General features: G+C 68.1%; 15 protein-coding genes. 4 read left to right on the forward strand and 11 right to left on the reverse strand.

Features of this window, described 5'->3' with window-relative positions; all coding sequences use genetic code 11:
• The first annotated feature begins 4 nt into the window (after nucleotides 1-4).
• Entirely contained in the window at nucleotides 5-1,756 is a 1,752-nt protein-coding gene (gene sppA / locus GBZ26_RS05325; protein WP_174437940.1) for a signal peptide peptidase SppA, read from the forward strand.
• A 99-nt stretch (nucleotides 1,757-1,855) separates the two neighbouring features.
• Here sppA and GBZ26_RS05330 read toward each other — a convergent pair whose 3' ends face one another.
• Nucleotides 1,856-2,101, reverse strand: coding sequence for a hypothetical protein (locus GBZ26_RS05330; RefSeq protein ID WP_041811141.1), 246 nt, complete (start codon nucleotides 2,099-2,101; stop codon nucleotides 1,856-1,858).
• 645 nt (nucleotides 2,102-2,746) lie between these two features.
• On the opposite strand from GBZ26_RS05330, the gene GBZ26_RS05335 reads away from it, so the two are divergent.
• Both GBZ26_RS05335 and GBZ26_RS05340 read left to right on the forward strand, forming a co-directional pair.
• Nucleotides 2,747-5,791 (forward strand): chemotaxis protein CheB, encoded by a 3,045-nt coding sequence (locus tag GBZ26_RS05335; RefSeq protein WP_174437941.1) that lies wholly within the window; start codon nucleotides 2,747-2,749, stop codon nucleotides 5,789-5,791.
• On the forward strand, nucleotides 5,788-8,334 hold the full coding sequence (locus tag GBZ26_RS05340) for a PAS domain S-box protein (RefSeq protein ID WP_174437942.1): 2,547 nt from the start codon (nucleotides 5,788-5,790) through the stop codon (nucleotides 8,332-8,334). Before GBZ26_RS05335 ends, GBZ26_RS05340 begins: the two co-directional genes overlap by 4 nt.
• A gap of 69 nt (nucleotides 8,335-8,403) precedes the next feature.
• On the opposite strand, the gene GBZ26_RS05345 is transcribed toward GBZ26_RS05340, so the two are convergent.
• From GBZ26_RS05345 to GBZ26_RS05355, 3 genes are all read right to left on the reverse strand, one after another.
• Nucleotides 8,404-8,616: a hypothetical protein gene (locus GBZ26_RS05345; RefSeq protein WP_174437943.1), complete on the reverse strand. Its 213-nt coding sequence runs from the start codon at nucleotides 8,614-8,616 to the stop codon at nucleotides 8,404-8,406.
• A 74-nt stretch (nucleotides 8,617-8,690) separates the two neighbouring features.
• Complete coding sequence (locus GBZ26_RS05350) at nucleotides 8,691-9,488, reverse strand: ABC transporter permease (protein ID WP_174437944.1); 798 nt, start codon at nucleotides 9,486-9,488, stop codon at nucleotides 8,691-8,693.
• Nucleotides 9,489-9,492: 4 nt separating this feature from the next.
• Entirely contained in the window at nucleotides 9,493-10,083 is a 591-nt protein-coding gene (locus GBZ26_RS05355) for an ABC transporter ATP-binding protein (RefSeq protein ID WP_174437945.1), read from the reverse strand.
• A gap of 128 nt (nucleotides 10,084-10,211) precedes the next feature.
• Between GBZ26_RS05355 and GBZ26_RS05360 the strand changes: the two genes are divergently transcribed.
• Nucleotides 10,212-11,753, forward strand: coding sequence for an MDR family MFS transporter (locus GBZ26_RS05360; RefSeq protein ID WP_174437946.1), 1,542 nt, complete (start codon nucleotides 10,212-10,214; stop codon nucleotides 11,751-11,753).
• A gap of 14 nt (nucleotides 11,754-11,767) precedes the next feature.
• Here GBZ26_RS05360 and GBZ26_RS05365 read toward each other — a convergent pair whose 3' ends face one another.
• The 7 genes from GBZ26_RS05365 to GBZ26_RS05395 all read right to left on the reverse strand — a co-directional run bounded on the left by GBZ26_RS05365 (nucleotide 11,768) and on the right by GBZ26_RS05395 (nucleotide 20,536).
• Complete coding sequence (locus GBZ26_RS05365; protein ID WP_174437947.1) at nucleotides 11,768-12,850, reverse strand: AI-2E family transporter; 1,083 nt, start codon at nucleotides 12,848-12,850, stop codon at nucleotides 11,768-11,770.
• Nucleotides 12,851-13,092: 242 nt separating this feature from the next.
• The gene (locus tag GBZ26_RS05370) at nucleotides 13,093-14,490 is read right to left on the reverse strand and encodes an ATP-binding protein (RefSeq protein ID WP_174437948.1); all 1,398 of its coding nucleotides are present in this window, start codon (nucleotides 14,488-14,490) and stop codon (nucleotides 13,093-13,095) included.
• Nucleotides 14,491-14,523: 33 nt separating this feature from the next.
• Nucleotides 14,524-15,201, reverse strand: coding sequence for a winged helix-turn-helix domain-containing protein (locus GBZ26_RS05375; RefSeq protein WP_035674886.1), 678 nt, complete (start codon nucleotides 15,199-15,201; stop codon nucleotides 14,524-14,526).
• A 183-nt stretch (nucleotides 15,202-15,384) separates the two neighbouring features.
• Nucleotides 15,385-16,947 carry a DegQ family serine endoprotease gene (locus tag GBZ26_RS05380; protein WP_174437949.1) on the reverse strand — a complete coding sequence of 521 codons (1,563 nt, stop codon included), beginning with the start codon at nucleotides 16,945-16,947 and terminating at the stop codon, nucleotides 15,385-15,387.
• Nucleotides 16,948-17,069: 122 nt separating this feature from the next.
• Nucleotides 17,070-17,642, reverse strand: coding sequence for a tetratricopeptide repeat protein (locus GBZ26_RS05385; protein WP_174437950.1), 573 nt, complete (start codon nucleotides 17,640-17,642; stop codon nucleotides 17,070-17,072).
• A gap of 172 nt (nucleotides 17,643-17,814) precedes the next feature.
• Complete coding sequence (gene fusA, locus GBZ26_RS05390; protein ID WP_174437951.1) at nucleotides 17,815-19,959, reverse strand: elongation factor G; 2,145 nt, start codon at nucleotides 19,957-19,959, stop codon at nucleotides 17,815-17,817.
• 229 nt (nucleotides 19,960-20,188) lie between these two features.
• Nucleotides 20,189-20,536: a RidA family protein gene (locus tag GBZ26_RS05395; RefSeq protein WP_137138927.1), complete on the reverse strand. Its 348-nt coding sequence runs from the start codon at nucleotides 20,534-20,536 to the stop codon at nucleotides 20,189-20,191.
• Nucleotides 20,537-20,759 lie beyond the last annotated feature (223 nt).

Below are 20,759 nucleotides of genomic sequence, written 5' to 3' on the forward strand. Positions count from 1 at the left end.
CCGGATGCTGAGGTTCTTTGTCCGCCTGTTCGCCCTCATCGGCTTCCTCGTGGTGGCCGCCGTGGTCACCGGGGTCGTCCTGGCGGTCCGGCATGAGCCCTCCCTGCCCGACACCGTGGTGCTGGAGCTGGACCTCCGCGACCCGCTGGCGGAAGGCAGCGTGGACCGGCTGGGCAGTTTCCTCGGCCACGAGACGACCTTCCAGGAGGTGCTCGACGCGCTGGAGCGCGGGCGAAGCGACCCGCGGGTGAAGGGCGTGCTCGCCCGCTTCGGCGGGGACGGCGCCAGCTTCGCCCAGGTGCAGGAACTGCGGGCGGCGGTGGAGCGGTTCCGCGCGTCGGGCCGCTTCGCCATCGCCTTCGCCGAATCCTACGGCGACACCGGGGCGGGCAACCGCTCCTACCTGCTGGCCAGCGCCTTCGACGAGGTGTGGATGCAGCCGCTCGGCCTGCTCGGCCTGACCGGCCTGTCCGCCCAGATTCCCTTCGCCCGGGGCGCTCTGGACAAGCTGGACATCCAGCCGCAGGTGTTCCAGCGCGAGGAGTATAAGAGCCTCGCCGACAGCGTCATGCGGACGGACTTCACGCCGGCCCACCGCGAGATGATGGAGTCGCTGCTCGGCGACCTGACCAACCAGATCGTCGACGGGGTGGCGGTGAGCCGCCGCCTTCCCCCCGCCGCTGTGAAGGCGGCAATGGACCGCGCGCCCCTGATCGACCGCGAGGCGGTGGACGCCAAGCTGGTCGACCGTCTGGGCTACGCCGACGAGGCGCGGGAGGAGGCGCTGCGCCGCGCCGGGGCGGCGCCCGGCGCCGACACCATGGAGGCGGCGGACTATCTGGGAATCGCCGGGCCGCCCAACCGCAGCGGCCCGACCATCGCGCTGATCCACGCCACCGGCACCATCACCGGCGGCGACAGCGGCAAGCCCGGCTTGGGCGAGGTCACCGCCGGATCGGAGACGATCGTGTCGGCCATCGAGGACGCGGTGGACGATCCCGACGTCAAGGCCATCCTGTTCCGCATCGACAGCGGCGGCGGCAGCGTGACCGCGTCCGAAACGATCCGCCGCGCCCTGGTCAAGGCCCGCCAGTCGGGCAAGCCGGTGATCGCCACCATGGGCGGCACGGCGGCGTCCGGCGGCTATTGGATCGCGCTGGCCGCCGACCGGATCGTCGCCTCCCCCGCCACGGTGACCGGCTCCATCGGCGTGGTCGCCGGCAAGATGTCGGTCGCCGGCCTGTCGGAGCGTCTGGGCGTGCATTGGGGCGTCCTCGACACCGCGCCAAACGCCGGACTGTGGTCGCCCCTCCGCCCCTTCGGCCCCGCCGGGGAGGAGCGGCTGAACGCCATCATCGACAGCAGCTATTCCACCTTCCTGGCCCGCGTGGCGGAAGCCCGGCACCTCACCCCCGAGCAGGCGCGGGACGCCGCCAAGGGCCGCGTATGGACCGGCGCCCAAGCCAAGAACCTCGGTCTGATCGACGAACTGGGCGGAGTCGCCACGGCGCTGACGCTCGCCAGGCAAGCGGCGAAGCTGGAGCCGGACTCCCCGGTCACCGTGACCGGTTACCCCCGACCGAAGCCGCTGATTCGGGAAATCCTCGACCTCGCCTCGGGCAAGGGCGATCTGGTGGAAGCCGTGGCGGTGCTGGCCGGGCTGCGCCCGGCGCTGGCCGAACTGGCCCCGCTGGTCAGAGCGGCCCGCAGCGGTGCGGTGGAGGCTCGCATGCCGCCGCTGGGTCTCGAACGGTAGGACTCCCGGATAAAATTCAGGCCGGCGGGACAACCGCCGGCCTGCAGAAGAGTGGCTGCGTTGCGTCGTGGCGATGGCACCTCGTCGAATGGGGCGTCGTCAATGACGCGTCGCAAACCCCGCCGAACAGAGCATCATCAGCGAACCGGCGCTGGTCCGGTTCTCGCTTTCCAAGTAACTCTGAAATCCCGGAGAGCAGACCAACCGCGCGATTTCGTCCTTTGAAAAGACCGGCAGGAAGGGATTGTTCGACAGCTCCTCGTAAGCAGCCCTGGCCACTACTCTCAGGTTAAGCGGAATCGCCGCGATATATCGGTCGAGAGCACATTCGTCCTCGCGCTCCATCTGGCGCACTCCTTTCCTACGTTTCTCATGATTAGTGGCTACGGATTAAAGATTGCGCAAAGCGCCAATCGCGTAAAGCGACATAAGCGAACGAGGCAACAGATCCTGCACAGTGTTGTGCCCGTATCACATCATACGTTCTGGGTAAGCTGTGCGCTGGTAGCAAATCCCATCGATTTTTATCTTTCAACCCCGCCAGGAGGCGCGGCGATCGGAGAAAGGAATGAGACACCAGGACACATTGAATTCACGCAATCCCACTCAGGACATTGAAAGGAAATGGATATGGAAAATCACTGCACATTCGAAAGTCTCGATTCAGCGATCCACCGAAGCTGAAATCGCAAATTATTAAACGCATCATTAAAAATCCATTGGTCATATGCGCAACGTCAAGGACAGAAGACACCCCGCTCCACGCCTGATCTTGCGAATGCCGGTGCGATGCAGCTCCTCAAGCGATGGATTGTCCGGATTGACTGGCATGGGTGCTTCCTATATAGCCCCTAAACCATTCGCCGTTTCAAAACCGCCGGCGCGCACGGAAAAGGAAAGGCACCGTGCGAGCGAGGGTTTGAATGTCACGGTCAGACGGCAAATAATTCAGTAGGCCGTCCTTTTACTCCCGCAGACCTGAAGTGCTCCGTGGAACCAGAAGACAACGATCACCCCATTGCCGACGCCACCACGACGCCCGACGAGGGTGAGGAAACGGTGTCCGTCTATGGTCCCTATCCGGAAGGCCGGGATCGGGTCTGTTGCATCGTCGGCATCGGCGCCTCCGCCGGCGGGTTGGAAGCGCTCCAGCGCTTCTTCGACAATGTGCCCGGTGAGAGCGACCTCGCCTATGTCGTGGTCCAGCACCTGTCGCCGGTTCACAAGAGCCTGATGGTCGATCTTCTGGCCAAGCACACCGCCATGTCGGTGGTGCAGGCCGCGGACGGCATGGTGGTGGAGCGCAACACCGTCTATCTGCTCCCACCCGCGAAGCATCTGTCCATCGAGGACGGGCGGTTGATCCTGACGGCCAAGGACGCCGCCGGGGGCATGAGCCTGCCCATCGACATCTTCTTCACCGCTCTCGCCAAGGACCAGGGGCCGCGGGCGCTCGGCGTGGTGCTGTCCGGCACCGGGTCGGACGGAACGCGCGGCCTTCTGGCGATCAAGTCCGCGGGAGGCTTCGCCGCGGCGCAGGACCCCGAATCGGCGCAGTTCGACGGCATGCCGCGCAGCGCGATCGCCACCGGGCAGATCGATGCCGTGAAGACGCCGGACAAGCTGCCGGCCTGCCTGATCGAGCACGCCGGCCGGGTGCTGTCGCGCAACCTGCCCGTCCCGCCCCGCCAGCAGAACCAGGACAACGACCCGCTGGCCCAGATCGTGGCGGCCATCCGCTCGGTCACCGGCGTGGATTTCTCGCACTACAAGCTGGCGACCCTGCTGCGCCGGATCGAGCGGCGGATGCACACCGCCGGCCTCGATTCGATGAGCGACTACGCCGCCCTGCTCCGCCGCAACAGCGCCGAGACGGTCAGCCTCTACAAGGAGATGCTGATCGGCGTCACGCGCTTCTTCCGCGATGAGGGCGCCTTCGCATCGCTTGCCGACAAGGTGATCCCAACCCTGCTGGCCAAGCGCAGCCCCACCGACATGGTGCGCGTCTGGGTCTGCGGCTGCGCCACCGGCGAGGAGGCCTATTCCATCGCCATCCTCTTCGCCGAAGCGCAGGAAAGGATGGGGCGGTCCTTCGACGTCAAGATCTTCGCCACCGACATCGACCAGGACAGCATCGAGATCGCCAGCCTGGGCGAATACCCGCGCTCCATCGCGGAGGACGTGTCGCAGGACCGGCTGACCCGCTACTTCTCCGCCCGCGGCGACCATTATCTGGTGTCGCGCGACATCCGCCGCATGGTGGTCTTCGCCGCCCACAACATCATGCGCGATCCGCCGTTCACCAAGATCGATCTGGTGAGCTGCCGGAACCTGCTGATCTACATGGACTCGCCGCTTCAGCGGAAGGTGCTCAGCCTGTTCCAGTACGCGCTGCGGCAGAGCGGCTTCCTGTTCCTGGGCACCAGCGAGACGCTGGGCGACCTGTCGGCCGAGTTCCACGTCCTGGACAGCCGGAACAAGCTGTTCCAGAGCCTGCGCACCGGGACCCACCGGCTGTCGCGGCTGCTGGTGCCCACCGTCGCCTCTCCGGTGCACCGCCACGGCGACGAGACCTTGTCGCAGGCGCAGGAGGAAGGGGCCGCCATCGACGAGGCGATCTCGACCCTGATGCGGGCCTATGTGCCGCCCAGCCTGCTGGTCAACGAGCAGATGAACATCATGCACGTGTTCGGCGAGGCATCGGCCATCCTGAAGGTGCCGCCGGGCGAGGCCACGCTGAACGCGCTGAAGCTGCTGCCCTCCTCGGTCTCGATGGTGGTGGGGACCGCGCTGACGCGGGCTTTCCGCTCCGGCGAGGAGTTCGCCCTGTCCAACATTCCGGTGAAGGACCGCGAGGGGCTGCCCGCCGTCAGCCTGCGCGTGAAGCCCTTCGTCGCCCGCAAGACCGGCCGGCGCTTCGCGCTGATCGTGCTCGACCCCAGCGCCCCGGCGCTGGCCCTGCCGGACAGCGACTTCGATTTCGACACCGACACGGCGGAGCGCATCCGCGGGCTGGAGCAGGAGCTGGTTTCCCGCGGCGAGAATCTTCAGGCCACCATCGAGGAGCTGGAAACCGCCAACGAGGAACTCCAGGCGACCAACGAGGAGCTTCTCGCCTCCAACGAAGAGCTGCAAAGCACCAACGAAGAGTTGCAGTCCGTCAACGAAGAATTGTACTCCGTCAACGCCGAGTATCAGGCGAAGGTGGAGGAGCTGACGGAGGTCACCAACGACCTGGACAACCTGTTGCGCTCGACCGAGATCGGCACGGTCTTCCTGGACAGCGGCATGGTGATCCGGCGCTTCACCCCGGCGGCGGCACGCTTCATCAACATCATCCCGCGCGACGTCGGGCGGTCGATCTCGCACCTGTCGACCAACATCGAGTATCCGGATTTCCTCAAGGACATCGAACGGGTCTTCCACGATCACACGCCCGTGGAACGCCATGTCCCGGTGCGCGGCGACCGCTGGATCCAGACGCGGATCCTTCCGTACCTGACCGAGAAGAACCAAGTGGCCGGGGTGGTCGTCACCTTCGTGGACGTCACCGCCGCCAAGGCCGCGGAGCACAGGCTCCAAACGGTTCTGGACAGCCTGCCGGAGCATGTGGCGGTCATCGACTCCAACGGCGCCATCACCATGGTCAACCACGCCTGGCGCATGTTCGGCGAGAAGAACGGCGCCCCGGCGCTGGACCGCTGCGGTCCGGGTACCAACTATCTTGATGTCTGCAGCGCCGAGGAAGGAACCGAAGGCGAAGACATCGCCCGTGCCGTGAACGACGGGTTGCGCCGGATTCTGTCCGGCGACATCGAGCAGTTCACCATCGAATACCCTTGTCATTCCGACAAGGAGGAGCGCTGGTTCATGATGCACGCCTGCCGTCTGGCCGGATTGTCAGGGGGAGCGGTGGTCAGCCACATCGACATCACCAACCGGAAACTGATGGAACTGCGCGCGAGCGGACGCAACAGTCAGCGGAAACAGGGAAGTCAGGCGGCCAAGGACCCGGCGGCCGGGAGCGCGGCGTGAACGGATTCCGCAACGAACGGCTTCGCAAGCGCGCGGAACAGGCCCTCAACTCGGGCGGCTTCGAAGGTGCGGAGGTCTCGGCAACCACGCTCAAGGAGGTCCTGCACGAGCTTTACGTCCATCAGGCCGAGCTGGAGATCCAGAACGAGGAGCTGCGCACCGCCCAGCAGGCGCTGGAAGCCTCGCGCATCCAGTATCTCCAACTCTTCCAGTCGGTGCCCCTGGCCTGCTTCACCGTCAACGCCGCGGGCATCATCTGCGAGGCCAACGTCGCCGCGGAGCGGCAGTTCGGCCTGCCGCTCCGCCGGCTGAAGGGCCGCCCGCTGACGTTGATGGTGGAGTCGCTGGACCATGGGCGCCTGTTCACGGCGCTGGCCCGGCTGCGCGATTCCGGACAATGGACGCGCCAGGAATACGCCTTCGTCGGCGCCCACAGCGCCATCGACGGGCTGACCGACGCCCGCGTCGTCGAACTGGAGGCCGGGCCGGACGGCGTCGACAAGGGCGACGTGCTGCTGACCATCACCGACGTGACGGAGCGCAACGCCTGGGTCAGCGAGCTTCAGGAGGCCCGCGACGAGGCGGAGCGCACCCGCGCCGCCTACCACCACATCCTGCAGGCGGTGGCCGACGGCATCTGCGGCCTGGACGCGCGCGGCGCCGTGACCTTCGTGAACGCCGCGGCCCAGTCGATGACCGGATTCGGCGCCAGCGAGCTGGTCGGCCGCTCCTTCACCGCGCTGATCGGCGGCGATGCGGAGGAGGAAGGCCGGCGCGCCCTGACGCTGTCGCTGGCCGACGGGCTGGTCCGGCAGGTGGCCGACGGACGCCTGCGCCGTCAGGGCGGCGAGGATTTCGTGGCGGAGCTGACCGTCTCGCCGATCCGCCAGAACGGGGCGATCACCGGGGCGGTGGTGGCCTTCCGCGACGTGACCGCCCGCCGCGCCGCGGAACAGGCGCTGGCGGAGAGCGAGCGGCGGCACCGCACGCTGGTGCAATCCCTGTCCGAAGGGCTGGTCATGCGCTCGGGCGACGGCACGGTGATGGTCGCCAACGCCATGGCGGAACGGTTGATGGCCGGCCCGGCGGGCGTGCTGCTCGATCCCCTTGCCCGCCCCTTCGAGAGCCGCAAGCCGGGTGACCGGGCGGGCCGCGCGGCCCGGCGGCGCTTCATCGGCGCCGACGGCGCACGGTTGACCGGACTGCCGCCCGCCGCCAAGGCGGTGGAAGGCGGGAAGCCGGTGGTCGAACAGATCGTCGGCATCGCCGAGGGCGACGAGGCGGCGGCTCCCACACGCTGGCTGCGCGTCTCCAGCCACCCGGTGCCCGGCGCCGACGGACGGCCCGAGGCGGTCGTGTCCAGCGTCACCGACATCTCCGCCATCAAGTCGATGGAGCGCGACCTGAACGTGGCGCTGGACGCCAAGGAACGCTTCATGGCGGCAGCCAGCCATGACCTGCGCCAGCCGGCCCAGGCCCTGACCCTGTTGTCCGGCCTGCTGCTGAAGGAGCCGATCCCGGAGGACGCGCGGCGCATCGCGACCCAGCTCCGCGACACGGTGGCCTCGCTCGGCGGGCTTCTCGACTGCCTGCTGGACATTTCCAAGCTGGAGGCCGGTCTCGTCACCCCCCACTCCGCGCCGGTGGAGGTGGGATCCATCATGGAGCGGCTCCACGGGGAGTTCGGAGCGGTCGCCGCCTCCTCCGGGCTGACGCTGCGCACCGTGCCGGTGCGGCTGGGCGCCTGCACCGACGGCGGGCTGCTGGAACGGGTGCTGCGCAACCTGCTGACCAACGCCATCCGCTACACGCGGCAGGGCCGGGTGCTGTTCGGGGCGCGGCGGCGCGGCGGCGCCTTGCGGTTCGAGGTGTGGGACACCGGCATCGGCATTCCTGAAAGCCAGCTCGACCGCATCTTCCAGGACTTCTACCAGATCGGCAACGTCGCCCGCGACCGGCGGGAGGGATTGGGCATGGGGCTCAGCATCGCGCGGCGCCTCGTCCACATGCTGGGCGGCACCATCGAGGTGACCTCGACGCCGGGCAAGGGCTCCTGCTTCGCCGTCACCCTGCCGTCGGGGGCCATTCTCGACCAGCGTCACTGCGGCGATTCACCGGACGACTCCGCCGCGGGAAGTGGCGAGGCGGACGGCGACGCCTCCGTCCTGCTGGTCGAGGACGACGCGGTGATCCGCATGGCTCTGGCCCTGATGCTGGACGGCTGGGGCTACCGGGTGACCGAGGCCGGCTCGGTGGCGGAAGCGCTGGAGCTGGTGGACGGCGCGCTGGTGCCCGATCTGGTGCTCACCGATTACCGCCTGCCGGATGGCGACACCGGGCTGATGCTGATGGACACGCTGCGCCGCCGTTTCGGACCCGACCTGCCGGGGGTGCTGCTGACCGGCGACACATCCTCCGACCGGCTGCGCGAGGCCGCCGGCGCGCAATGCGCCCTGCTGCACAAGCCCATCCAGCCCGACGACCTGCGCCGCACCGTGCGCGCCAGCCTGGAGCGACGCGACATGGAGACGGAGGCGACGTAGTCGCTGCCCCCTCCCCGGCCCTCCCCCGCTTCGCAGGGGAGTGTTAGGGAGGGGGCAAAGTCAGCAGCCTTACGGACGCTCCAGATCCGCCCGGGTGGCACGCTTCAGGTGGTTCAGCCGCTCCTCGGCCTCGTTGCGGGCGTAGGGACCCTCCACATCCATGCCGAAACTCACATAGAAACCATCGGCCTGGGCGATGTGGGTTCCGACAGGCAGATACTCGTCGGTGGCCTCGTCGTTGCCGATGATCGCGCCGTTCCGGATTTCCACGATGTGCGCCATGACCCGCTCCCCACCACCGTTGGTGAACACCAATCGGTGTTCAACGGCGGCGGTCCCGTCCGGGTTCCTTCCGCTCACCGCCGCCGCACCAGCCGGTCGAGCCGCAGCCGGTGCCGCCGGTCGCTGAGCCGCCGCACCGTCGCCAGCAACGCCGCCAGCACACCCAGCCCGGTCGCGCCGGAGATCAGGAACATGATGAGGATCTGGTACTTCACCGCCTCCCCCGGGTCGACGCCGGAGAGGATCTGGCCGGTCATCATGCCGGGCAGGGCCACCACCCCCATGGCCGCCATGCTGTTGATCGTCGGCATCAGCGCGGTGCGCAGCGCGTGGCGCAGGGTGGGCCGCAGCGCCGTCCAGCGGGTGCGGCCGAGCGCGAGTTGCGCCTCGATGGCCGACCGCTCCCGCGCCGCCGTCGCGGTCAGGGTGTGGAGGGCCAGCCCGACCCCGCTCATCGCGTTGCCCAGCACCATGCCCAGCATCGGAATGGCGTAGCGCGCGTCCCACCAGGGGTCTGGCCGCACCGCGGTGGACAGGCCGAGCAGCAGGACGATCCCCGCCGCCGTCCCCATCGCCCCGGTGCCGATGCCGTAGGACCACCAGCCGGAAAGCCGCCGCTCCTGCCGGGCCATCGTCTCCTGGCCGGCGAACAGCAGCATGACCAGCGCCGCCCCCAGGGTCAGCCAGGGCGACTCCAGGGCGAACAGCCGGGTCAGCACCAGCCCGACCAGGGACAGCTGGACCACCATCCGCAACGCCGCCACCAGCAGCGGCCGTGCCAGCCCCAGATCCAGCGCCATGGACAGGCCGCCGTTGACCAGCAGGAGCAGCGCCGCCACGGCGAGGTCGGTGTAATGCAGCGTCACCAGCATCGCCTTACCCCTCCGTCACCACGCCGTCCGCGACGTGCAAATGCCGCCGGGCCAGGCGGGCGGCCTGCTCCGGCGCGTGGGTGACGATCAGCACCCCGGCCCCGCGGGCCAGCTCGGCGCGCAGCAGCGCCTCCACCCGCTCAGTCGCCTCGGCGTCCAGCGGGCCGGTCGGCTCGTCGAGCAGAAGCACCTCCGGCCCCTGGACCAGCGCGCGGACCAGCGCCAGCCGTTGCCGCTCCCCCGTGGACAGGCGCGCGACGGGCCAGTCCATCACCTTCTCCGGCAGGCCCAGCGCACCGGCGATCGCCGCGGCGCGGTCCGTCTGCGCGAAGTGGGCGCCCACCCGGTCCTCCCACCAGCCTGATTCGGCGGCGACGTAGGTCACCCGGCGGCGCCAGAGCGGCGCGGGCATCTCCTCGCGACGATCGCCGTTCAAGCGCACCTCGCCGGACGACGGGTCCAGGTCGGCCAGGGCGCGCAGAAGCACGGACTTCCCCGATCCGGATTTCCCCTGGACGGCGACGCACTCGCCGGCCTCCAGCCGGAAGGTGGCGGGCTTCAGCACCGGCGTGGACAGGTTGCGGACGCTCAGCATCAAGGGTTACCGCGACTATTCCGGACCGTGGAAAGGGAGATTAGCAGCCATTCATGGCGGAGTCCTTGCACGGAGCGTCCCGGGGGCTATGGTACGCCCCACCGTTCATTCCGGCCTGAACCGAGACCATGACCGACGCCTCCAACGACCACGCCGTCTTCACCCACCGCGAAATCATGCGGGTGTTCAGCGGGGTGGCGCTCGCCATGCTGATGGCGGCGATGGACCAGACCATCGTCGCGACGGCCCTGCCGACCATGGCCCACGACCTGGGAAGCCTGGAGAACCTGCCCTGGGTGGTCACCGCCTATCTTCTGGCCTCGACCTCCACCACGCCGATCTACGGCAAGCTGAGCGACCTCTACGGGCGCAAGCGGGTGCTCCAGGTGGCGATCTTCCTGTTCCTGATCGGGTCGGTGCTGTGCGCGCTGGCGCAGAGCATGGGGCAGTTGATCCTGTTCCGCGGCATCCAGGGGCTGGGCGGCGGCGGCCTGATGGCGCTGGCCTTCACCATCATCGGCGACGTGGTGGCCCCGCGCGAGCGCGGGCGCTACCAGGGCTACATCGGCGGCATCTTCGCCCTGTCCAGCGTGGCCGGGCCGCTGCTGGGCGGCGTCTTCACGGAACGGCTGAGCTGGCACTGGATCTTCCTCATCAACCTGCCGCTGGGCGTGGCGGCGCTGCTGATGACCAGCCGGGCGCTCGACCGCCTGCCGGCGGGACGGGCGAAGCCGACCATCGACTATCTCGGAGCGGCGCTGCTGATGGGCACGGTGACCTCGCTGCTGTTCGTGGTGTCGCGCGCCGGGGTCGCCCTGCCCTGGACCTCCCCGACGATCCTCGGCCTGTGCATCCTGGGCGTGACGATGCTCGGGGTCTTCCTGTGGCACGAGCGGCGGGTGGAGGAGCCGATCCTGCCGCTCCACCTGTTCCGGGAGCCGGTGGTGGCCGTCGCCAACCCGGTGGTGGCGGTGTCGGCCATGGTGCTGTTCGCCGGCATCGTCTATCTGCCGCTGCGCTCGCAGCTCGTCGCCGGGACCAGCGCCACGACCTCGGGCTTCCTGCTGCTGCCGATGGTTCTGGGCATGGTGCTGGGCGCCGGGGGCGGCGGGCGGCTGATCTCCAAATCCGGCCGCTACAAGGTCTTTCCGCTGGCCGGTCTGGCGCTGGCGGCGCTGATGTATCTGGCGCTCGGCCTGTCGCCGACGGTGTCGGAGAGCGGGCTGTGGTCCACGCTGATCCTGGTTCCGCTGGGCATCGGGCTGGGGCTGGTCATGCCGGTGATGACGGTGGCCGTGCAGAACGCGGTGAACCGGCGCGACCTGGGCGCGGCCACGGCCTCGGTCGGCTTCTTCCGCTCGCTCGGCGGGTCGGTCGGGGTGGCGGTGTTCGGCGCGGTGTTCGCCGCCGATGTCGAGTCCCGGCTGAACGCCGCCGGCCTGCCCGGCATCAGCGGGCGCGAGGTGATGGAGCGCGGCCCGTCCGCCCTGGCCAATCTGGCCCCCACCGCCCGCGCCACCGCCCAGTCGGTGTTCGAGCATGGCTTCTCCACCCTGTTCCTGCTGGCCGCCGGGCTGGCGGTGGTGTCCTTCGTGCTGACCCTGTTCCTGAAGGAGCTTCCCCTGCGCTCCGCCGCCGACGCCGCCAAGGCCGGGGCGGAGGTGGTCTGAGAGGCGGGATCACCCTACGCCTTGTCCTCGCTGGGGAAGTGCCGCCCCTCGCCCAGCTTGTCCTCGATGTAGAGCATGTTGACCAGCACCAGCATCACCACCGCGAAGGGCGTCGCCAGGAACATGCCCATCAGCCCGAACAGCACGCCCCCCGCCGCGATGGCCGCGATGGTGATGACCGGGGGCAGGTCCACCACCTTCTTCTGCATCAGCGGCATGACGACGTTGCCCTCGATCTGCTGGATCGCCAGGTAGAGCAAAGCCACCCACAGCGCGTCCTGCGGCGACTGGGCGAAGGCGATGAGGATCGCCGGGACCGCCGCCAGGAACGGGCCGATCAGCGGAACGAACTCCAGGAGAGCCGCCAAAAGGCCCAGCGCGGGGGCGCTCGGGATGCCCAGCAAAAGCAGGCCGGCGGTGGTCAGCACGCCGACGATGGCCATGGACGAAAGCTGTCCGATCAGCCACTTCCACAGCGAATCCCCCATCACGTCCATTACCTCCCGAGCCCGCTCGTGGCCGCGCGGCGGCACCAGCAGGATGACGCCGCGCCGGTAGATGCCGGGCGAGGCCGCCAGATAGATGGCCGTGAACATCACCACCACCAGATCGCCCAGGAAGAACATCACGCTCGACGCCACCGTCTGCAGCCGGTTCAACCAGGACGAGGCGTCCCGCCCCTGTTCCATGATCTGGTCGCGCAAGGACGCGGGAAGCTGCTGCACGGCGCCGGAAATCTGCTGGGAGAGCTGGTCGAACTGGCTCACCACCGACTGGCCCATCAGGACGCCGCCGCCGATCAGCACCACCGCGAGCAGCAGCAGAACGACACCAAGCGACCAGCCCTGCGGCAGTCCGGTGAAACGCCGCACCAGCCCGGCCATGCGCTGGAACAGAATCGCCAGAAGAACCCCGGCGAAGACCAGCAGGAGGGCGTCCGCCACCTGCCAGGCCAGGAACAGCGTCCCCAGCACGCCGGCGGCGATCAGCATCTTCCAGGTGAACAGCTTCAATTCGGTCGCGGTGTTCCGCCCGGCGATCGCCGGCTCCCCAGCTTGCGCGGAGGCCTGAAGGGGGGCCTGTCTGGTCGCGTCCATCGATTCTTCCCGCCGTGTTGCCACCGGCATGCCGGTCCGATGGACAAACGCCGCCCGCAGGAAACTGTTGCACCGTCAGCCCGCTAGCACCTTCGTGCTAATACGCTTATCCGAATGCGCGCGGACGGTTGGCGCCCCATATAATGTCTGACGCCAAGGAGTCATTCTCGCTGATGTCACCTCAAAAGCCCGCCGGAAACGGCGGGCTCTTTTCTTGTGGAGAGCGTCTCTTATGGAGAGCGTCAACCGGCGTCCGGCGGGAAGACGATTCCGACCTTCAGGCCCGGTTCGTTGTCCTCCAGCCGCAGCGACGCGTCGTGCAGCCGCGCCACCGCCTCCACGAGGCTGAGGCCCAGCCCGTTCCCCGGCGAGGCCCGCGCGGCGTCCAGCCGGACGAAGCGCTCCAGAACCTTCTCCCGCATGTCGGCGGGAATGCCGGGACCGTTGTCCGCCACGGTGACGCGGGCGGCCTGCCCCGGCCCCACGCCCTCCAGCAGCAGGGTGATGCGCCCGCCTTCCGGCGTGTATTTGATGGCGTTGTCCAGCAGGTTCGACACCGCCTGGGCCAACAGTTGCTCGTTCCCGCGCACGGTCGGCTCGGCCCGGATGTCGGTGACCAGGGTCAGGCCCTTCTCCTCCGCCACCGGCTCGTAGAGGTCGGCGGCCAGCCGGACCACGTCGGCCAGCCGCACCGGTTCCAGCGCCTTTCGGTTGGCGCCGGATTCAGCCTCGGCGATGGACAGCAGGGCGGTGAAGGTGGCGAGCAGCCGGTCGGCCTCCAGGATGGTGTCCTGCAGCACGCCGCGGTAGACCTCCGGGTCGTCGGTCTCGCGGATCAAGGCCAGCTCGACGCGGGCGCGCAGGCGCGACAGCGGCGTGCGCAGGTCGTGGGCCACGCTCTCGGTCACCTGCCGCATGCCGGTCATCAGCCGCTCGATCTGGTCGAGCATGGCGTTCAGGTTGCCGGCCAGCCGGTCGATCTCGTCACCGCCGCCGCCGCGCGGGACGCGGCCCGACAGGTCGCCGGCCATGATGCGGTGGGTGGTGCGGTTGATCGCCTCGATCCGGTGCATGGCGCCGCGCGCCAGCAGAAGGCCGCCGCCGAGCCCCAGCACCACCGTCACCAGGAAGACCCAGCGCAGCGACACGACCATGCGCCCGCGGAGCTGGTCCAGCTCGCTCATGTCGCGACCCACCAGCAGGCGGAACTGGCCGGGCAGGATGAAGCTGACCGCCATCGCGGTGGAGGGCCGGTTGTTCACCCCGCCATAGTCGGAAATCTTGAAATGGGTCCAGCCGCCCGGTCCTGCCGTGGCGTCGGGCCAGCCCGACAGGTTGCCGGCCAGGATGACGCCGCCCGGCGTGGTCAGCAGATAGATGGAGTTGGTGTGCGAATAGCCGCTGCGCTCGCGCACGGAATCGACCAGCCCGCGCAGGCCGGCGCTGCGGTACTGGTCCTGAAGCCCGGCGACCTCCAGCGCGATGGTGGCACCGATCTCCTCCTCCAGGAAGCCCGCGGTGGAGCGGTAGACGACCCCCAGGATCACTCCGACCGAGATGATGAACAGACCGAGATACAGCAGGGCCAGCCGGAACGGCGTGGTGCGCAGAAGGCGCAGGGTGGGAATGGCCGCCTTCACGCGTTCCTGCCCGCCGCCATCACTGCCGCACCTTCATTGCGGCGCCCGCAGGCTGTAGCCGGCGCCGCGCACCGTGTGGATCAGCGGCGTCGGGAAATCCTTGTCGATCTTCTGGCGCAGGCGGGCGATGTGCACGTCGATGACGTTGGTCTGCGGGTCGAAGTGATAGTCCCACACATTCTCCAGCATCATGGTGCGGGTCACCACGCTGCCGGCGTTGCGCATCAGATACTCCAGCAGGGCGAACTCCCGCGGCAGCAGGTCGATGGACTTGCCGGCGCGGCGGACGGTGCGCGACAGCAGGTCCAGCTCCAGGTCAGCGACCGCCAGACGGGTCTGCGGCTGGGCGGCGCTGCGGCGGCGCACCAGCACCTCGATCCGGGCGAGCAACTCGGAGAAGGCGAAGGGCTTGGTCAGGTAATCGTCGCCGCCGGCCTTCAGCCCCTTCACCCGGTCGTCGACGCTGCCGAGCGCGGAGAGGAACAGCACCGGCGTGTCGTTGCCGGTGGCGCGCAGGATCTCGACCAGCGACAGCCCGTCGCGGCCCGGCAGCATGCGGTCGACGATCATGACGTCGTAATGCTCGGAGCCGGCCAGGAACAGCCCCTCCTTGCCGTCGTTGGCGGCGTCCACGACATGCCCGGCCTCCTTCAGCCCCTTGGCCAGATAGGAGGCGGCCTGCTGGTCGTCTTCGATGACGAGGACTTTCATGAGCATGAGTCTACCGCATCCTTCCGACGGTCAAAAGATGAATGCCCTCGCCCCTCCGGGGAGGGGGAAGGCCGAACCCGAACGAAACGAAGGGGGAGGACGTCCGCGCGGCGGGGGCTCGCACAGCGGACATCCTCCACCCCATCACACCGGCGACGGGAGGAACGCCGGTGTTTCCCTGCGTCACGCCTTGCCGAGCTTCAGCGGGACGAAGCTTTCGTTGCCGCCGCGGTTGACCAGCAGCAGGACCGCCTTGCGGCCGTCCTTCTCGGCCTCGTGCAGGCTCTTGGTCACCTCGGCGGGGGAGGTCACGTTGTGGTCGCCGACTTTGACGATCACGTCGCCCGGACGGACGGGCAGATCACCGGCCTGCTGCGATACCGCGGTGACGACCACGCCCTTGACACCCTCACCCAGGCCGAGGCGGCTGCGGGCCGCACCGTCCAGCGGGGCCAGCTTCAGACCCTTGACGGTCTCCACCGCGCTGTCGGCGGCGGGGCCGGTCCCCTCGGCGGCGGCCATGCGCTGCTCGGCGGGCAGCGGCGCTATGTGGGCGGTGAGCGTCGTCTCCTTGCCCTTGCGCACCACGGTCATGTCCACCGTGTCGCCGGCCTTGGTGTCGGCCACCCGGCGGGTCAGATCGCGCAGCGTATTCACCGGCTTGCCGCCATAGGCCAGGATCACGTCGCCCTGGCGCACGCCGGCCTTGGCGGCGGGGCTGTCCGGGGTCACCTCGGCGACCAGGGCGCCCTTGGTCTGGGACAGGCCGACCGACTCGGCGATTTCCGGCGAGATCTCCTGGATCTTCACGCCCAGCCAGCCGCGTTCGACATGGCCGTTCTCCTTGAGCTGGGCGACGACCTGCTTGGCGATGTTCGACGGGATGGCGAAGCCGATGCCGACCGAGCCGCCGTTGGGCGAATAGATGGCGGTGTTGATGCCGATCACCCGGCCATCCAGCGTGAAGGTCGGGCCGCCCGAATTGCCGCGGTTGATGGCGGCGTCGAGTTGGAGATAGTCGTCGTACGGACCGCTGTGGATGTCGCGTCCGCGCGCCGAGATGATGCCCTTGGTCACGGTGCCGCCCAGACCGAAGGGGTTGCCGACGGCCATCACCCAATCGCCGACGCGGGCGGCGTCGCTGTCGCCCCAGTCCAGCGCGGGAAGCGCCTTGTCCGACGTCACCTTCAGCAGGGCGATGTCGGTCTTGGCATCGCGCCCGACCAGCGTGGCGGGCAGCTCCGTTCCGTCCTGGAGCGTGACCTTGATCTCATCGGCGCCGTCGATGACGTGGTTGTTGGTCACCACATAGCCGGCCGCGTCGATGATGAAGCCGGAGCCGAGCGAGCCGACCTTGCCGCGCGGCTGACCCTCGGACTCGTCGTCCGAGCCGCCGCCCGGACCACCGCCCGGACCGCCATTTTGGCCGAACTGGTCCTGGAACTGGCGGAAGAACTCTTCGAAGGGCGACCCCGGCGGGAAGCCGGGCATGCGCGGGGCGCCGCGCTCGGCCTTGGCCTGCTGGGTGGTGGAGACATTCACCACGGCGGGCGACACCTTGGTCGCCAGATCGGCGAAGCTGCCCGGCATGTTCTGCGTCAGGGCGCTCTCGGCGGCCGCGGCGGTGGAGTGGTTGGCGATCAGGAACGGACCGGTCAGCACCGTGGTGCCGAGGAGTACGGCGGCGATGGTACGCCGCACCCGGCTCGACCGCGGGGCGCGTCCGGCGTTGGCGGGGGTGGACATCGGTTGCTCTCCGTGACTGGCATGCGTTGTTCGTTGCCCTGAAAGTAGCGGGCGCCGAGTCACGGGGGGCTTGCAGGCGGATTAAAAGTTTTTCAGGGAGGGAATATTAAGTCACGTCTCGATCACAGCGCCGATCCGGCGGTGCGCAGGCGGATGGTCGCGGCCTGCTGGCGGACGCGGTCGAGGTGGGGATTGATGGCCAGGGCGGCGTCGAAGGCGCGCAACGCTCCCGCCGGCTGGTCGATGGCGAGGTAGACGAGGCCCAGCCCGGCCAGCGCCCCGAAGTGCCGCGGCTCCAGCGCCAGCACCCGGCGGATGTCGCGCACCGCGGCGTCGTAATCCCCCAGCATGTATTCGGCGTTGGCCCGCTTGTTCCAGCCTTCGGCGTAGGTCGGGTCGGCGGCGACCACCTGATCGAAGGCGGCCAGCGCGTCGGCGTAGCGGTCGGCGTTCAGGCTCTGCACACCGTGGTGCATCAGCACGATCAGATCGTCGTTGGGATGCTCCAGCCAGACGTCCCAGATGCGGTCCTCGACCGCTTCCGCCGCGACCGCGTCGCCGGCGGTCTGCAGGTCCTGGAACAAGCCGCCGAGTCGCGCGTCCTCCTGCCCTGCCCAGGCCCGCGAACCGGGGCTGGAAGCGCCGAGGAGCAGAAGGGCCAGGAAGGCCACGGGCAAGAAGATTCGCTGGGTCATTCCCAAAAACTGGGATGCGTCACTTACCCGCAACACTGATCCGAAAGTGGTATCGCCGCAAGAAGAATCCCTCATCCCGCCGGGGTGGTCCCGGCAAAGTTCCCGCCGGGCAAAGAAAAAGGGCCGGCGAATCGCTTCGCCGGCCCCTTCTCCTGGAAGCAGCAGCCCGTTATCAGGCGGCCTTGTTGCTGCGGCCCGCCACGATCTCGTCGGTGACGTTGCGCGGCACCGGCTCGTAGTGGCTGAACTCCATCGAGTAGGACGCGCGGCCCGAGGTCATGCCGCGGAGCTGGCCGATGTAGCCGAACATCTCGTTCAGCGGCACGTGAGCCTCCACGGCGATGTTGGTGCCACGCTCGAGCTGGCCCAGCACCGTGCCGCGGCGGCGGTTCACGTCGCCGATGACGTCGCCCAGGTAATCGTCCGGGGTGACGACCTCGACCTTCATGACCGGCTCGAGCAGGATCGGGCCGGCCTGCTTGAGGGCTTCACGGAAGCAGGCCTTGGCGGCGATTTCGAACGTCAGGGCGTTCGAGTCGACGTCGTGGTACTTGCCGTCCACCAGGCGGGCGCGGAAGTCCACAGTCGGGTAGGAGGCGAGCACGCCCTCTTCCTTCTGCATTTCCAGGCCCTTCGCGACCGACGGGACGTATTCGCGCGGCACCGTGCCACCGACCGTCTCGTCCTTGAACACGAAGCCCTCGCCACGCTCCAGCGGCTCGAAGACGATCTTGACTTCGGCGAACTGGCCCGAACCACCGGTCTGCTTCTTGTGGGTGTAGGTGTACTCGACCGGCTTGGTGATCGTCTCGCGGTAGGCGACCTGGGGCTTGCCCATGTTGCCTTCCACGCCGAACTCCGTGCGCAGACGGTCCAGCGTCACTTCCAGGTGCAGCTCGCCCATGCCGCGCAGGATGGTCTGGCCGGTTTCACGGTCGGTCTCCAGACGCAGCGACGGGTCCGCGCGAACCATCTTGCCCAGCGCGATGGAGAACTTCTCCTGCTCGCCCTTGGTCTTCGGCTCGACCGACACGCTGATGACGGGGTCGGGGAAGCGCATGCGCTCCAGAATCACCGGCGCCGAGGCGTCGCAGAGCGTGTCACCGGTGTCCGTCTCCTGCAGGGAGACGAGCGCGATGATGTCGCCGGCGCGGGCTTCCTCGATCGGGTTGGCCTGGGCGGCGAACATCTCGACCATGCGGCCGATCTTCTCGCGCTTGCCGCGGGTGGTGTTCAGGACCGACATGCCCTTGGTCAGCACGCCCGAATAGACGCGGACGAAGGTCAGCGAGCCGTAGGTGTCGTTGATCACCTTGAAGGCCAGCGCCGCGAAGGGGGCGTCGTCGGAGCTGAGACGCTCGCCGTTCGGGTTGCCGTCCTCGTCCACCGTCTTGATGGCCTCGACGTCGGTCGGGGCCGGCAGCAGGTCGACGACCGCGTCCAGAACCTGGCAGACGCCCTTGTTCTTGTAGGACGAGCCGCAGAGGACCGGGGTGAAGGTGCTGGTGATGGTGCCCTTGCGCAGGCAAGCGCGCAGCACGTCGGCCGACGGCTCCTCACCCGACTCCAGGTAGGCTTCCATCGCCGCGTCGTCCATCTCGAGCGCGGTGTCGACCAGCTCGGCGCGCAGGGACGGGATGCTGGCGATGTTGTCCAGGTCTTCCTTGACGGTCAGGTTGAGCTTGCTGGCCAGATCGTCGGTGATCTCCCAGATTTCCCACTTGGCGTCCTTGTCGTCCGAGAACCAGACGTACGCCTTCATCTCGATCAGGTCGACCATGCCGCGGAAGTTGTCTTCCGAACCCAGCGGAACCTGGATGCAGACCGGGCGGGCGTTCAGGCGGCTCTTGATCATGCCGACGCAACGCTGGAAGTTCGCACCCGAACGATCCATCTTGTTGACGTAGCAGATGCGCGGAACGTTGTAGTTGTCCGCGAGGCGCCAGTTGGTCTCGGACTGCGGCTCAACGCCGGCCACGCCGTCGAACACGACGACCGCGCCGTCGAGCACGCGGAGCGAGCGGTTCACCTCGATGGTGAAGTCCACGTGGCCCGGGGTGTCGATGACGTTGATCTTCTTGTTGCGCCAGAAGGCCGAGACGGCAGCCGACTGAATCGTGATGCCGCGCTTCTGCTCCTGCTCCATGTAGTCGGTCGTGGTCGAGGACTTCAGGTCCTTCGTCTCGTGCACGTCGATGATCGTGTGCTTACGACCGGTGTAGTACAGGATGCGCTCGGTGGTCGTCGTCTTGCCGGCATCGACGTGGGCGATGATGCCGATGTTCCGGATGTCAGAAAGAGGCGTTTGGCGCGGCATGTTGCGAATCCATTACTGTAACGCAGCTATCGAAGCGCAACGACGGTCGTCCGCTCCGGCGGCAGAGGTTGGTCGGGGTTTTACGGATGATCTGTTAAGGCGTGATTAACGTTCTGTAAATCCGGAAGGTCAAGCCTTCCGGATTTTTTCGAAGCACGCGGCCCTCACAGTCTGGTGGGCCACGCCGGCAAACCCCAACCGAGGGAGCCGGGTCGCCCCGTCACGCAGCTTATTTGGCCGCGGTCACCTGAATTTCAACGAGATACTCCGGCGCGGCGAGCTTCGCTTCCACGGTGGCGCGGGCGGGCGGGTTGGCCGTGTCGACCCAGGCTTCCCAAGCCTTGTTCATCGCGCCGAAGCCAGCCATGTCCGTCAGATAGATGGTGGCGGACAGCAGCTTGCTCTTGTCGGAGCCGCCCTCGGCCAGCAGGGCGTCGATCTGGCCCAGGATCTGGCGGGTCTGCGTCTCCACGTCCGGAGTCGGATCGTTGGCCACCTGGCCGGCCAGATAGACCGTGTCCTTGTGGATGACCATCTGGCTCATGCGCGGTCCGGAATGGAAGCGCTGGATCGACATCGGTACGGCTCCGGTTACGGGGTCTTGAACGCGCGTACGTCTATGCGATTCACGCCCAAGGGCCTAGCAAAAAATGAGGCGCCACCGCTCAAAGCTGCCCCGCGCCCGTGCATCACCGCAAAGAAGGCGTATTTCCCTCCACCGCGGTCACGAAAGCGGCGCGCGGCACGGCGATGTTGCGGGGACTGGGGCCGCTGACCGCGGCCGCTGCGATGCCGGCCAC

Origin of the sequence: Azospirillum formosense (assembly GCF_013340925.1) — a bacterium.
Lineage (GTDB): Bacteria > Pseudomonadota > Alphaproteobacteria > Azospirillales > Azospirillaceae > Azospirillum > Azospirillum formosense.

Excerpts from the sequence above, each read along its gene's own strand:
- sppA (WP_174437940.1), top strand. The coding sequence starts at position 5 with ATGCTGAGGTTCTTTGTCCGCCTGTTCGCCCTCATCGGCTTCCTCGTG.
- GBZ26_RS05330 (WP_041811141.1), bottom strand. The coding sequence starts at position 2,101 with ATGGAGCGCGAGGACGAATGTGCTCTCGACCGATATATCGCGGCGATT.
- GBZ26_RS05345 (WP_174437943.1), bottom strand. The coding sequence starts at position 8,616 with ATGGCGCACATCGTGGAAATCCGGAACGGCGCGATCATCGGCAACGAC.
- GBZ26_RS05350 (WP_174437944.1), bottom strand. The coding sequence starts at position 9,488 with ATGCTGGTGACGCTGCATTACACCGACCTCGCCGTGGCGGCGCTGCTC.
- GBZ26_RS05355 (WP_174437945.1), bottom strand. The coding sequence starts at position 10,083 with ATGCTGAGCGTCCGCAACCTGTCCACGCCGGTGCTGAAGCCCGCCACC.
- GBZ26_RS05360 (WP_174437946.1), top strand. The coding sequence starts at position 10,212 with ATGACCGACGCCTCCAACGACCACGCCGTCTTCACCCACCGCGAAATC.
- GBZ26_RS05365 (WP_174437947.1), bottom strand. The coding sequence starts at position 12,850 with ATGGACGCGACCAGACAGGCCCCCCTTCAGGCCTCCGCGCAAGCTGGG.
- GBZ26_RS05375 (WP_035674886.1), bottom strand. The coding sequence starts at position 15,201 with ATGAAAGTCCTCGTCATCGAAGACGACCAGCAGGCCGCCTCCTATCTG.
- GBZ26_RS05380 (WP_174437949.1), bottom strand. The coding sequence starts at position 16,947 with ATGTCCACCCCCGCCAACGCCGGACGCGCCCCGCGGTCGAGCCGGGTG.
- GBZ26_RS05385 (WP_174437950.1), bottom strand. The coding sequence starts at position 17,642 with ATGACCCAGCGAATCTTCTTGCCCGTGGCCTTCCTGGCCCTTCTGCTC.
- fusA (WP_174437951.1), bottom strand. The coding sequence starts at position 19,959 with ATGCCGCGCCAAACGCCTCTTTCTGACATCCGGAACATCGGCATCATC.
- GBZ26_RS05395 (WP_137138927.1), bottom strand. The coding sequence starts at position 20,536 with ATGTCGATCCAGCGCTTCCATTCCGGACCGCGCATGAGCCAGATGGTC.